The organism is Rhodococcus xishaensis, from assembly GCF_004011825.1.
Lineage (GTDB): Bacteria > Actinomycetota > Actinomycetes > Mycobacteriales > Mycobacteriaceae > Prescottella > Prescottella xishaensis.
The window spans coordinates 474,988-487,341 of sequence record NZ_RKLO01000002.1 but is presented as its reverse complement, the minus strand read 5'-3'; the positions used below and the strand labels follow the sequence as shown (position 1 = coordinate 487,341).

The following is a 12,354-nucleotide window of genomic DNA, read 5'->3' as shown; positions in this document are numbered from 1 at the left end:
GCCATCGGCGTAGCTCGCGATCAGCGCAGGTCGATGCCCAGTAGTGCGTCAACCGCGGTAGCGAGGGCGCTCGGCGCGGAGGCGTCCGGCCCGCCGTGGTCCAGAGCCCGGCGCACCCAGCCGTCGACCGCATCGAGCGCCTTGGGCGTGTCCAGGTCGTCGGCGAGATGCTGACGGAGCCGAGCGATCGTGTCGTCCGCGGACGGCCCCGATCCGAGACCGGCAGCCTTGCGCCACAGGCTCAGTCGTTCCTGCGCGGTGGCCAGCAGCTCGTCGGTCCACGGGCGGTCAGTCCGGTAGTGCCCGGCGAGGAGCCCGAGCCGGATCGCGGCCGGGTCCACCCCCTCGCCACGTAGCTTGGAGACGAACACGAGGTTGCCGCGACTCTTGGACATCTTCTCACCGTCCAGGCCGATCATCCCGGCGTGAACGTAATGACGTGCGAAACGTCGTGTGCCGGTGGCCGATTCAGCATGCGCAGCCGAGTACTCGTGGTGCGGGAAGATCAGGTCACTACCGCCACCCTGGATATCGAAACCCGAACCGATGCGGTTGAGCGCAATGGCGGCGCACTCGACATGCCAGCCGGGCCGGCCCGGCCCGAACGGCGACGGCCACGACGGTTCTCCCGCCCGCTCCGCGCGCCACACCAGGGCGTCGAGCGGATCCTTCTTGCCCGGACGGTCCGGATCACCACCGCGGAGGGCGAACAAGTGGTCCATCGTCGCGCGGTCGTAACCGGATTCGTACCCGAACTGGGTGGTCGCGTCGGCGCGGAAGTACACATCCGGGTACTCCGGGTCATCGACGATGTAGGCAGCGCCGGACGCGACGAACTTTTCGACCAGTTCGACAACCTCTTTGACCGATTCGACGGCACCGATGTAGTCCCGAGGCGGCAGGACCCGCAGCGCCTCCATGTCCTCACGGAACAGCGCCGTCTCGCGCATCCCCAGGACGACCCAGTCCTCACCGTCTCGCTCGGCGCGCTCGAACAGCGGATCGTCGATGTCTGTGACGTTCTGCACGTAGTGGACGTCGTGCCCGGCATCCAGCCAGATGCGGTTCACCAGGTCGAACGTCAGATACGTTGCGGCATGCCCGAGGTGCGTCGCGTCGTACGGCGTGATGCCGCACACGTACATCCTCGCGGTCTGGCCAGGAGTGACTGGCCGGACCTGTCGGTCCGCTGTGTCGTAGAGCCGGAGGGCGGGGCCCTGACCGGGCACGGACGGGACAGCTATTTCGGACCAAGACTGCATGACCATGAGCCTAGTGGAGAGTCCGAACCGCTCTCGCGGTCGGACGAGGTGTGGGATGGGGACCGGGTTCCGGTGCCTGACACGTGCCGGGCTAGAACGCCGGCCAGGGAATCGGGCGTGACCCGGAAGGATGCGGCATCACCGGTGCGTGGAGAAGCGCGGTCGCACGACCTCGCAGAGCGTCGACCTCACGCACGGTGATGTATTCGGCAAGTACCGGAGCAATCTCGTCTCCGAGTCGCTTGACGAACGACTCGATGTCCACCATCAAGTCGTCGCCGATCGGCTGCCCGGACCATCCCCACAGAACGGTGCGAAGCTTGTATTCCTCGTGCAGGCAAATACCGTGGTCGACCCCGTACACGGACCCGTCGATTCCTTCGAGCGCATGACCGCCCTTTCGGTCGGCGTTGTTGAGCAGCACGTCGAGCACGGCCAGCCGCTGCAGCCGCGGGTCGTCGGCGTGGATCAACGCGACTTCGGCGCCGTGAACGTCCAGGGCACGCAGTACCTCGAGCCATCCGGGAGGCACCTCGTCGGGCGGGCAGATGTCGACCAGATCCAGTTGTCCATCCGATTCCGGGTGCCGATCCGGTGTGTCGATCCACTGCTGGACCATGCCAGGACCGAGAGGGCCATCCCGAAGGATGGTGCGGGGAATCACCCCCCAGCCGAGTTCCTCCGAGATCAGGTACGAGGCGACCTCACGTCCGGCGAGGGTTCCGTGAGGAAAGTCCCACAGCGGGCGTTCCCCCCTCACTGGCTTGTACACGCATCGAACCGACCGTCCATCGGACGACGCCTCGGCTACCAGCGTTGCGTTGCTGGCGTGAACGATTCGGCCGACCAGCGTCAACTCTCCCTCGGAGAGCAACTCGCGAGCCGTCGGGTCCAGCGGGTCGAAAGGCACCAACTTCAAAGCTCTTCCCCGAACTCGACCGACGAATCGAACCCTGCGGTACGCCGATAGCCGTTGGTGCGGATGCAGACATGCCCGTCGGCCGCGAGCGGTTCCCCGCACAGCGGACATGGAGCCCGTCCGGCAGCTACCACGCGTTCGGAGCGCAACGCGAACTCACGGGCCTGCACCGGCGTCAGGAACACTCGCACCGCATCCGGGCCCTCCTCGGCATCGTCGAGCACCACCGACTCGTCGAATTCCGTCTCGCTCACCGCGAGCAACTCGACCACGACCGCCTCGGCCTCCGCATCCCATCCCAGGCCCATCGTTCCGACCCTGAACTCGACATCCAGCGGCGTGACGAGGGGGCTGAGGTCGCCGAGTTCGCCGCCCTCCGGCGGCACGGCGGTACCGAACCGACGATGAACCTCGTCGAGCAACAGCCCCATCCGGTCGGCGAGCACCTGCACCTGCTGCTTTTCGAGCAGCACGCTCACCACCCGGGCATCGTGCACAGCCTGGAGATAGAACGACCGGTCGCCGGGCTCGCCGACCGTCCCCGCAACGAATCGATCAGGGGTGCGAAAAACGTGTATTGCGCGTGGCATTGCACCTCCTCGTTCTATCCATTCCGCTTCATTATCCGCCTACCGAACAGGACCGACCTCACCCCCGGGAACCGATTGCCCACTGCCCGCTTCCCGCCCGCCACTGTCGAGGCCGCTGAGGTCGCTCCCGGTGTCGTTCATCCGTAGGACGAACGGCCGCAAGTCGGTATACCGGACCACGCTGATCGACGCCGGTTCGGCCACGATGCGCTGGAACCCGTCGAGGTGGCAGCCCACCGCATCGGCAAGCACGGACTTGATGACGTCACCGTGACTGCAGGCGACCCACACGACGTCCCGCCCATGCGCGTCGGCGAGCCGCCGGTCGTGTTCGCGGACGGCGGCCACCGCCCGGGCCTGCACCTCCGCCAGGCCTTCTCCATCCGGGAAAACTGCTGCAGATGCTTGGTGCTGGACGATCTTCCACAGCGGCTCGGTGAGCAATTCCTTCAGCGAACGCCCGGTCCACTGCCCGTAGTCGACCTCGACCAACCGCTCCTCGACGCGTGGCGTCAGACCACGGTCGACGGCGAGCGGCGCGACAGTCTGTTCGCAGCGCAGCAGGGGCGACTGCACGATCTCCTCGATCGCGACCCCGGCCAGACGGTCGATCAGGCTCTTCGCCTGCTCGATGCCGACTTCGTCGAGCGCGACACCGGGCAAACGGCCGGCGAGGATCCCCGACGTGTTCGCCGTCGACCGGCCGTGGCGCAACAGGATGACTGTCATGCGCCCCAGCCTAGTTGCGGAGCGCGCCCGTTACCGGTCACGTCGCCGAGACCGTTCCCGTTGCGAGGAGCACGAGAACGACGGTTCCGAGGATGATCCGGTAGCCGACGAACCAGTACATCGAGTGGTTCACGACGAACCTGAGCAACCAGGCGATCGACGCGTATCCGATCACGAAAGCGATGAGTGTTGCCAGGAACAGCTGCGGTCCAGACGCATTGAGGCCCTCGCCGACGGGTTCGAACGCGTCCGGGAGACTGAACAGACCCGACGCGACCACCGCGGGGATGGCAAGCAGGAACGAGTAACGCGCGGCCGCCTCACGGGTGAGCCCGAGGAACAGGCCCGCGCTGATGGTGGCTCCGGAGCGCGAGACTCCCGGGATCAGCGCAAGCGCCTGTGCCGAACCCATGACGATGCCGTCCCGCAACCGCAGATCCTCGATGGGACGCCTCTTGCGGCCGTAGTGTTCCGCGGCCGCGATCACCAACGCGAAGATGATGAGCACCGACGCGATCAGCCACAGATTCCTCGCGCTGGTGCGGACTTGGTCTTTGAAGAAGAACCCGAGCACACCTATCGGAATGGTGCCGAGAATGACGTACCAGCCCATGCGGTAGTCGAGACCCCCGCGGTGCTCGGCGTGGACCAGACCGCGGAACCATGCCGTCGCGATGCGGCCGATGTCGCGAGCGAAATAGACCAGAACCGCCGCCTCGGTGCCGAGCTGGGTCACGGCGGTGAACGACGCACCGGCGTCCGTACCGAAGAAAATCTCCGAAACGATCCTCAAGTGGCCAGAGGACGAGATGGGAAGGAACTCCGTCAGACCCTGCACCGCACCCAGGACGATTGCCTGGAGCCAGGTCATGGACTCCCCGATCACGAACGCAACCTCGAGTCACTCGGTGCAGGAGCAAGCCGACGGGCGAGATGCGGAGCATTCGGATTACACACGTGCGGTCCAAGTTTCACCGGGGAGACGGTACTCGGCGTGGCTGTACCAGGCGCACCGTGGGCAGCACTAGTGTTCTCGATCGGTGGACGTGTTCCGCCGACCAGAATTCTCAGTGTCGAGACGTGGGCGGTTATGGAAAACAGAGCGGTGGGGACAAGCGGATTGCGGGTGTCGAGACTCGGTCTGGGCACGCTGTACTGGGGAAGGGACACCGATGGCGACGAGGCCGCGGCACAATTGTCGGCGTTCGTCGATGCGGGCGGCACGCTCGTCGACACCTCGCCCGCCTACGGCGACGGTAAGGCGCAGCGAATTCTCGCGGAGTTGCTCGATGACGTCGTGCCGCGCGAGCACCTCATCCTGGGCGGCAGCGCCGGGATCAATCCCTTCGCTTCGGGCGCGCAACGGGTGGACTGCTCCCGTCGCGGTCTGTTGACACAGCTCGACGCGACACTGCGTGAGCTCGGCACCGATCACCTCGACCTGTGGCAGGTCGCGACGTGGGACACGCTGACTCCTGTGGACGAAATTGCGTCGACTCTCGACTACGCCGTGAGCAGCGGCCGCGTCCGCTACACCGGAGTTCGCGGATACCTAGGTTGGCAACTCGCAACGGCAGCGGACAGGCAGGGTCCCGGTCGGCTCGTCGCAACGCAGGCCGAGTACTCCCTGCTGGCCCGCGGTGTCGAAGAGGAATTACTCCCCGCGGCCGCACACCACGGGATCGGCGTGTTCGCCGCCGTCCCTCTCGCGGGCGGCATCCTGACCGGCAAGTACCGGGACGGGATCCCGGCCGACTCGCGTGGGGCGGACGACGACCGTGCGACGGAGGTCAGGAGCTACCTCACCGAGACGTCGGTGCGGGTCGTCGACGCGGTCCTCACCGCGGCTGACGGACTGGGCACGTCACCGTTGGCGGTCGCCCTCGCGTGGGCCCGGGATCGGCCCGGAGTCTCGAGTGCAGTGGTGGGTGCACGAGACATCGCACAGCTCACAGGCGTGCTGGCGGCCGAGGAACTCGAACTGCCAACGGCGATCGCAGCCGCGCTGGACGACGTGAGTGCCTGACCGCCGAACGGGGCGCTTGCTGGACGAACCTTCCGGTTCCGAGGGCCCCGCACGGCAACAACGAAAGGGTAGGCTAACCTTCTACCGCTGTGTCGCCCGTTACCTCTGTTGAAGGAGACCACATGGACATGCTCGATCGGCAGGCCTCGGTCGACGACTCCGCAGGCTTCGCCGCGCGGATCAAGACCGAGACCGATGCGGCACACCGCGCGACCGAGCAGTCCCGGTTCGTGGGCGATCTCTTGGCCGGCAAACTCCTCGAGGAAGGCTATACCGCGCTCCTAGCGCAGACGTACCTCGTGTACGAGGCGCTCGAACGCGCCGGTGAGAGCCATGCGGACGACGCCCTCGCGGCGCCGTTCATCGCACCCGAACTCATCCGCCTGCCGTCCCTGGCCGCCGACCTCGAGTTTCTGCTCGGATCCCGATGGCGGGAGCAGGTCGTGGCCAAACCCGCGACCGAGCGCTACATCAGGCGCCTCGAGGAGGTCGCGTTCACGTCCCCGGCCGACTTCGTCGCTCACCACTACCTACGCTACTTGGGCGATCTTTCGGGCGGCCAGATCATCCGTCGAATGCTCGAGCGTGCCTACGGCTACGAGGTCGACGGCGTACGCTTCTACATCTTCGACCAGATCACCAAGCCGAAGGTGTTCAAGGATGAGTACCGCGCCAAGCTCGACAGGGCGCCCCTGACAGCCGAGGCGCAGACTCGGTTCATCGCCGAGGTCAACCTGGCCTACGGACTCAACGGTGCGCTGTTCGCAGACCTCGAAGCCGACATCGATCGCTACCTCGTGAAATGAGATACTTCCCCCGACTTCTCGCCGCATCGGCCGCGATCGCGTCGGTCATCACCCTGGCCGCCTGCACGTCCGTCACGACCGGCGACACCGACCAGCACGGCCGCACCACCGCGGTTGTGGCGAACACCGATCCCCGCCCGATCGCGGACAATCCGACGCCGCAACTGCCCGCGACAGTGCGAGGCTTCGACGGCGTCGAGGTGACCGTCACCGACGCCAGCCGGATCGTGACCGCCGACCGCTACGGAACCCTGACACAGACAGTGTTCGCCCTCGGCCTCGGCGACAACGTCGTCGGCCGGGACACCGCGTCGGCGTTCCCTTCCGCCCTGGACATCCCCGACATCACACCCGGCGGACAATCGCTCAGCGCCGAGGCGATCTTGAACCTCGCCCCGACCGTCGTTCTCACCGACACCAGCATCGGCCCGAAGGCCGTCCAGGACCAACTCCGCACCGCAGGCATCCCTGTCGTGTTCTTCGATCCCGCTCGTACGCTCGAAGGCGTGCCCGGGCAGATCACCGCCGTCGCACAGGCCCTCGGGGTACCGGCGCAGGGGGCGGAGCTGGTAGAGCGCACCGAGAAGGAGATCGCCGACGCCAAGGCATCGGTCCCGCAGGATCGCGACAAGCTCGAGATCGCATTCCTCTACCTTCGCGGCTCCGCCATCATGATCCTCGGCGGCCCCGGATCGGGCGCGGACGCGCTCATCGAGGCCCTCGGTGCGACGGACGCGGGCACCGCCTCCGGTCTGACCCAGCAATTCCAGCCGGTTACCAGCGAAGCCATGATCGCCGCAGCACCCGACGTCCTGTTGATGATGACTGGCGGACTCGAATCCATCGGCGGACTCGACGGGCTCGAGAACATCCCGGGCATCGCGCAGACCCCGGCGGGGCAGAACAAGCGGGTCGTCGACATGTCCGACAGCGTGTTGCTCAGCTTCGGACCCAACACCGGCCAGATCCTCGCGGCCCTGTCCGATGCGATCTACCGTCCCGCCGCGGGATGAGCATCAACGAGCGGCAACCGAGCCCAGAAGTTGCATCTCGTCCCCGGGTGCGCGCGGGAACTGTCATCGCGGGCTTGGTGATCCTGCTGGCGCTCCTCGCGCTCGCCTCCGCCACCATCGGCCAGGTCCCGACCAGCCCGGCCGAGGTGCTCGGCAGCCTGACACACCGCATCGGTCTGGACATCGGTCCGATGCCGTCACACCCGAGCGGTGAAGTGACCCTGTGGCAGGTGCGGTTCCCCCGAGTAATTCTTGCCATGCTGGTAGGCGCCGCTCTCGGCTGCGCCGGCGCGCTCCTGCAAGGGGTATTCTCCAACCCGCTCGCCGAACCGGGCGTCATCGGCGTCTCCGCCGGCGCCGCCGTCGGCGCCAGCGCGGTCATCGTCCTCGGTGGCGCCTTCACCGCCGGTCCGGCGGTCGCCACGTCGGCGTTCATCGCCGGGTTGATCACGACAACCCTCGTCTACCTGCTGGCGCGCGCAGAGGGGCGCACCGAGGTTGTCACCTTGGTGCTGACCGGCGTCGCGGTCAACGCGTTCGCGGGCGGCCTCATTGCCTTCTTCACCTTCGTCGCGAGCCCTGCTGCCCGCGACCAGATCGTGTTCTGGCAGTTGGGCAGCCTCAACGGCGCGACCTGGAACGCGGTCGCGATCGTCGCTCCGATGGCGATCGCGGGTATCGCGGCGTCGATGCTCATCGCGGCCAGGCTGGACCTGCTGGCGCTCGGCGAAAGCGCAGCCCGGCATCTGGGTGTGGACGTCGAACGGTTGCGGCTGATCGCGATCGTGATCGTGGCTGTGCTGGTGTCGTCGAGCGTGGCGTTCACCGGCATCATCCTGTTCGTCGGCCTCGTGGTTCCGCACGTCATGCGGATGCTGGTCGGTCCCGGGCACCGACTGCTGCTGCCTGCCAGCGTGCTCGGCGGCGCTGTGGTCTTGCTCGCGGCCGACCTCGGTGCCCGCACACTGGTGCCCAACGCCGATCTACCGCTCGGCATGCTCACCTCGCTCGTCGGCGGACCGTTCTTCTTCTGGCTGCTGCGCCGTACCCGCTCGAGCCAAGGCGGATGGGCGTGATGACCTTTTTGCTCGACCGCTCCCGCCGCCTGTTCAGACGACGGTCCGACCTTCCCACCCCGAACGAGCGCGGCACCGTCACCATGCGCGCCGCGGACATCAGGGTCGAGCGTGGCGGCCGCGCCGTCCTCGACGGGGTGAGCCTCACAGTCCACGCCGGCGAGGTCCTCGCGCTGGTCGGCCCCAACGGCGCCGGCAAGTCGACTCTGCTGGCCGCCCTGTCCGGTGATCAGCCGGTGGCATCGGGTGCGGTCGAACTCGACGGCAGGCCGCTCGCGCACTGGTCGCCTGGTGAGATGGCCCGGCGACGGGCGGTGCTGCCGCAACAGCACACCGTCGGCTTCTCGTTCACCGCCCGACAGGTCGTCCGAATGGGGCGATCCCCGTGGCACCGAACCATCCGAGCGACCGACGACGAACGGCGGATCGACGAATGCCTGAACATGTGCGATGTCCGGCACCTTGCCGATCGCCCGTTCAGCGTCCTCTCGGGCGGCGAACGCGCCAGGGTCGCCCTCGCTCGAGTGCTCGCCCAGTCCACCGAGACGGTGTTGCTCGACGAGCCGACCGCGGCGCTCGACCTCGGCCATCAGGAGGCCGTCATGCAAATCGTTCGTGAGCGCGCGGGCGAGGGTGCTGCTGTGGTGGTGGTGGTGCACGACCTCGGTCTCGCGGCCGCGTACGCCGACCGCATTTGTGTGCTCGATGACGGTAGGTCGGCGGCCGACGGGCCACCAGCCGACGTCCTCACCGAGGGCTTGCTGAGCGACGTGTACGGGCATCCGATCGAGGTATTCACGCACCCCCGGTCGGGCGCGATGCTGGTGTTGCCGCGCCGCGACGATCCGCCCGGTACCTCTCCCTGAGTTGTCGCGTGTCGCGCGAAGAGGTGAGTCGAATTCCGGCCGGTCCGGTCGATCATGGATGCTAGAGGGCGAGCGAACACGCACCACCCCGCACCAGCTTCCAGGAGCACACCCATGCGAATACCCGCACCGCGCATCATCGCCACCGCTATCGGCACCGCGTTGCTGCTGGGCGGGTGCGCGTCCGTGACGGGCGGTGACAATCTCGCCACGATCGAACCCGCGACCCCGGCCGTGTCCCCGGCCGGCGCGATGCCGGACGGGACGGTGGACAACCTCGGTCAGACGATCGACGCACTCACGTTCGACCTCACCTCGAGCACCACCGCGATCCTCACCGACGACGGAACGCGCCTGCTGCTGCTTTCCGAGGGTTCGGCGCAACCGCGGGAGGTCGTCCTCGACGGGGCTGCGGCAGAGATCACCTCGGCGCCGGACGGGCGGGTGCTGCTCCCGATGAATGATCGTGTGCAGATCGTCGACACGGCATCCGGCGAGAAGACCTCGATCGCGGTCGACGGTGACGCTCGCTCTGCGGTCTTCCTCCCAGACGGCTCGCTGGCGGTCGGGTTGGCCAACGGGGAGATTCAGGTGCTCGATCCCTCCGGCGGCGTCACACAGACGGTCTCCGGTCTCGCCTCGGTGGATGCGCTGGCGGTGACCGACGGCGACCTGAGCGCTCTGGACCGACGGCAGACATCGGTGACCGAAATCGATCTCGAAGACTCCTCGCTCGGCATGGCGCTACGGGCCGGTGAGGGCGCTACCCAACTCGCGACCGACCCGTTCGGTCGGATACTCGTCACGGACACCACCGGCGACGAGCTACTGGTCTTCACCACCGACCCCTTGATCATGCGACAGCGCTACCCGGTCTCGGGTGCCCCTTACGGAATCGCGTACGACGTGCGGACCGATCTCGTGTGGGTCACGCTGACCGAGGTAAACATGGTCCTCGGCTTCGACATCTCGACCGGTATTCCCGTCGAGGAGGCGCGGTTCAATACCGTCCGCCAACCCAACTCCGTGGCGGTCGACACCGTCGGCGGTACGCTGCTCGTCGGTTCCGCGACCGGAGATGGTCTGCAGCGGATCCCGCTGCCGGCCCGGTGATCCGCTGTGTCGCGTCGCTTCCGTGGAATCCCGCTCGAGTGGGAGACGGACTCGGACGAGTTCGAGTACCTGCCGCTGCGACTACCACGTGAGGTGACCCGTGTCAGCGCCTCTTTGCGTTTGGCGCTGCAGGCCGAGTTCGGTGGCTGGGAGCTGTCCCGTGTGCGGCTCTACACCGACGGCAGCCGCCGGATCCTGCTCCGTCGGCGCAAGACCGCCCACCACATTCCGGCACCTGGAATCTAGGGAGACTCGTGTACTACCTGCTGCTGCGTCTGATGTTCCGGGTGCCACCGGAACGCATCCACCACTTGGCGTTTGCCGCGATGCGCCTTGTCACACGCTTCGCACCGATCCGCGCGCTGGTCGCCAAGGTGCTCGTGATCGACGATCCTGTGCTGCGCGTGCGGGCGTTCGATGTGGACTTCCCCGCGCCGGTCGGACTGGCCGCCGGATTCGACAAGGACGCCACTGGCGTCGACACGTGGGGGCCCATGGGGTTCGGATTCGCCGAGGTGGGTACCGTCACCGCGCAGCCGCAACCGGGCAATCCGGTGCCGCGTCTGTTCCGGCTCCCCCACGATCGGGCGCTGATCAACCGAATGGGCTTCAACAACCACGGCGCCGGGAACGCGGCCAACTACTTGCGGCACCGGCGCGCGGACGTGCCGATCGGCGCCAACATCGGCAAGACCAAGATCGTCCCTGCCGAGGCTGCCGCCGCGGACTACACCGAGAGCGCGCGCCTGCTCGGGCCGCTCGCCGACTTCCTCGTCGTCAACGTGAGTTCCCCGAACACACCGGGATTGCGTGACCTACAGGCGGTCGAGTCGTTGCGGCCGCTGCTGCAGGCCGTTCTCGACACCGTCCGTGTTCCGGTGCTCGTGAAGATCGCCCCCGACCTGTCGGACGAGGACGTCGACGCCGTCGCCGATCTCGCGGTCGAACTCGGGCTTGCCGGAATCGTGGCGACCAACACCACGATCGGACGTTCCGGTCTGCGCACCCCGCAATCCCGCATCGACGAGATCGGCGCGGGCGGGCTCTCGGGCGCGCCGGTCGCCGCGCGCTCGCTCGAGGTGTTACGGCGTCTGCACGCTCGCGTCGGCGACAAGCTGGTGCTGATCTCAGTCGGCGGCATCGAGACCGCCGACCAGGCGTGGGAACGAATCCTCGCGGGCGCGTCGCTGGTTCAGGGCTACACCGGATTCATCTATGGCGGCCCGTTCTACGCCCGCAGGCTCCACAAGGGGCTGGCCCGCAAGGTTCGTGAGGGCGGCTTCCGCTCGATCAGCGACGCAGTGGGTGCGGGCGCACACACCTGACCCACCGGCCCTGAACTCCACCGGCCTGAGCTATCGCCCCCCTGAGGTATCGACACCGACTTCCCGTCCACCCGGGCTGCTGCTGGGCCTAACGCTGCTCGTAGGTTCCGGTGATCACGGCGCGGGCGATCGCGTGGGAGTACAGATTGAATCCGAGGAACGCCGGCTTCGACTCAGGCGTGACGTCGATCCTCTCGACGTCGACCGCGTGGACCGCGATCATGTAGCGGTGCGGACCGTGGCCCTTCGGGGGCGCGGCGCCGAGAAAGCGTGCGAGACCGCCGTCGTTCTTCAGTGTCACCGCGCCCGCGGGCAGCCCCGAACCGGTGTCGTCGCCGGCACCTGCGGGGAGTGATGTCGTGGTGACCGGGATGTTGGCGACCGCCCAGTGCCAGAAACCGGACGCGGTCGGTGCGTCCGGATCGAACACGGTCACGGCGAAGCTCTTCGTCTCGGCTGGAAAGCCGGACCACGACAGTTGTGGTGAGATGTCGTGACCGCCGGCACCGAAGATCCCACTGACCTGATCGTTGTTCAGTGGTGCACCGTCGGTGACGTCGTCGGACGTCAGCGTGAAGGACGGCAGGGCGGGCAGTCCGTCGTACGGGTCGTGAGCCATGAGATTCCTT

At 67.2% G+C, this 12,354-nt stretch carries 14 protein-coding genes; 8 read left to right on the top strand and 6 right to left on the bottom strand.

Going from position 1 to position 12,354, the window contains the following annotated elements; all coding sequences use genetic code 11:
- Window positions 1-20: 20 nt before the first annotated feature.
- The 5 genes from mshC to EGT50_RS06660 form a co-directional block, all read right to left on the bottom strand.
- On the bottom strand, window positions 21-1,262 hold the full coding sequence (mshC, locus tag EGT50_RS06680) for a cysteine--1-D-myo-inosityl 2-amino-2-deoxy-alpha-D-glucopyranoside ligase (protein WP_127951819.1): 1,242 nt from the start codon (window positions 1,260-1,262) through the stop codon (window positions 21-23).
- Window positions 1,263-1,353: 91 nt separating this feature from the next.
- The gene (locus EGT50_RS06675) at window positions 1,354-2,172 is read right to left on the bottom strand and encodes an SCO1664 family protein (RefSeq protein ID WP_235870632.1); all 819 of its coding nucleotides are present in this window, start codon (window positions 2,170-2,172) and stop codon (window positions 1,354-1,356) included.
- 5 nt (window positions 2,173-2,177) lie between these two features.
- Window positions 2,178-2,771 (bottom strand): DUF3090 domain-containing protein, encoded by a 594-nt coding sequence (locus EGT50_RS06670; RefSeq protein WP_127951815.1) that lies wholly within the window; start codon window positions 2,769-2,771, stop codon window positions 2,178-2,180.
- Window positions 2,772-2,810: 39 nt separating this feature from the next.
- Window positions 2,811-3,500, bottom strand: coding sequence for a histidine phosphatase family protein (locus tag EGT50_RS06665; RefSeq protein ID WP_127951813.1), 690 nt, complete (start codon window positions 3,498-3,500; stop codon window positions 2,811-2,813).
- A 37-nt stretch (window positions 3,501-3,537) separates the two neighbouring features.
- Window positions 3,538-4,383, bottom strand: coding sequence for an undecaprenyl-diphosphate phosphatase (locus EGT50_RS06660; protein ID WP_206615771.1), 846 nt, complete (start codon window positions 4,381-4,383; stop codon window positions 3,538-3,540).
- A 207-nt stretch (window positions 4,384-4,590) separates the two neighbouring features.
- Between EGT50_RS06660 and EGT50_RS06655 the strand changes: the two genes are divergently transcribed.
- The 8 genes from EGT50_RS06655 to EGT50_RS06620 all read left to right on the top strand — a co-directional run bounded on the left by EGT50_RS06655 (window position 4,591) and on the right by EGT50_RS06620 (window position 11,725).
- Window positions 4,591-5,526 (top strand): aldo/keto reductase, encoded by a 936-nt coding sequence (locus EGT50_RS06655; RefSeq protein ID WP_127952290.1) that lies wholly within the window; start codon window positions 4,591-4,593, stop codon window positions 5,524-5,526.
- 122 nt (window positions 5,527-5,648) lie between these two features.
- Window positions 5,649-6,332: a biliverdin-producing heme oxygenase gene (locus tag EGT50_RS06650; RefSeq protein WP_127951809.1), complete on the top strand. Its 684-nt coding sequence runs from the start codon at window positions 5,649-5,651 to the stop codon at window positions 6,330-6,332.
- The gene (locus EGT50_RS06645) at window positions 6,329-7,345 is read left to right on the top strand and encodes a heme/hemin ABC transporter substrate-binding protein (protein ID WP_127951807.1); all 1,017 of its coding nucleotides are present in this window, start codon (window positions 6,329-6,331) and stop codon (window positions 7,343-7,345) included. Before EGT50_RS06650 ends, EGT50_RS06645 begins: the two co-directional genes overlap by 4 nt.
- Window positions 7,342-8,421: a FecCD family ABC transporter permease gene (locus EGT50_RS06640; protein ID WP_127951805.1), complete on the top strand. Its 1,080-nt coding sequence runs from the start codon at window positions 7,342-7,344 to the stop codon at window positions 8,419-8,421. Before EGT50_RS06645 ends, EGT50_RS06640 begins: the two co-directional genes overlap by 4 nt.
- Window positions 8,421-9,287: a heme ABC transporter ATP-binding protein gene (locus EGT50_RS06635; protein ID WP_127951803.1), complete on the top strand. Its 867-nt coding sequence runs from the start codon at window positions 8,421-8,423 to the stop codon at window positions 9,285-9,287. The genes EGT50_RS06640 and EGT50_RS06635 overlap by 1 nt, the downstream gene beginning before the upstream one ends.
- 114 nt (window positions 9,288-9,401) lie before the next feature.
- Window positions 9,402-10,400: an NHL repeat-containing protein gene (locus EGT50_RS06630; protein ID WP_127951801.1), complete on the top strand. Its 999-nt coding sequence runs from the start codon at window positions 9,402-9,404 to the stop codon at window positions 10,398-10,400.
- Window positions 10,401-10,406: 6 nt separating this feature from the next.
- Window positions 10,407-10,646 carry a DUF5703 family protein gene (locus EGT50_RS06625; protein WP_127951799.1) on the top strand — a complete coding sequence of 80 codons (240 nt, stop codon included), beginning with the start codon at window positions 10,407-10,409 and terminating at the stop codon, window positions 10,644-10,646.
- Window positions 10,647-10,654: 8 nt separating this feature from the next.
- Window positions 10,655-11,725, top strand: coding sequence for a quinone-dependent dihydroorotate dehydrogenase (locus EGT50_RS06620; RefSeq protein ID WP_127951797.1), 1,071 nt, complete (start codon window positions 10,655-10,657; stop codon window positions 11,723-11,725).
- A gap of 88 nt (window positions 11,726-11,813) precedes the next feature.
- Here EGT50_RS06620 and EGT50_RS06615 read toward each other — a convergent pair whose 3' ends face one another.
- The gene (locus EGT50_RS06615) at window positions 11,814-12,344 is read right to left on the bottom strand and encodes a YbhB/YbcL family Raf kinase inhibitor-like protein (protein WP_127951795.1); all 531 of its coding nucleotides are present in this window, start codon (window positions 12,342-12,344) and stop codon (window positions 11,814-11,816) included.
- Between the last annotated feature and the right edge of the window lie 10 nt (window positions 12,345-12,354).

Excerpts from the sequence above, each read along its gene's own strand:
- EGT50_RS06655 (WP_127952290.1), top strand. The coding sequence starts at position 4,591 with ATGGAAAACAGAGCGGTGGGGACAAGCGGATTGCGGGTGTCGAGACTC.
- EGT50_RS06640 (WP_127951805.1), top strand. The coding sequence starts at position 7,342 with ATGAGCATCAACGAGCGGCAACCGAGCCCAGAAGTTGCATCTCGTCCC.
- EGT50_RS06650 (WP_127951809.1), top strand. The coding sequence starts at position 5,649 with ATGGACATGCTCGATCGGCAGGCCTCGGTCGACGACTCCGCAGGCTTC.
- EGT50_RS06615 (WP_127951795.1), bottom strand. The coding sequence starts at position 12,344 with ATGGCTCACGACCCGTACGACGGACTGCCCGCCCTGCCGTCCTTCACG.
- EGT50_RS06630 (WP_127951801.1), top strand. The coding sequence starts at position 9,402 with ATGCGAATACCCGCACCGCGCATCATCGCCACCGCTATCGGCACCGCG.
- EGT50_RS06665 (WP_127951813.1), bottom strand. The coding sequence starts at position 3,500 with ATGACAGTCATCCTGTTGCGCCACGGCCGGTCGACGGCGAACACGTCG.
- EGT50_RS06645 (WP_127951807.1), top strand. The coding sequence starts at position 6,329 with ATGAGATACTTCCCCCGACTTCTCGCCGCATCGGCCGCGATCGCGTCG.
- EGT50_RS06635 (WP_127951803.1), top strand. The coding sequence starts at position 8,421 with ATGACCTTTTTGCTCGACCGCTCCCGCCGCCTGTTCAGACGACGGTCC.
- mshC (WP_127951819.1), bottom strand. The coding sequence starts at position 1,262 with ATGCAGTCTTGGTCCGAAATAGCTGTCCCGTCCGTGCCCGGTCAGGGC.
- EGT50_RS06670 (WP_127951815.1), bottom strand. The coding sequence starts at position 2,771 with ATGCCACGCGCAATACACGTTTTTCGCACCCCTGATCGATTCGTTGCG.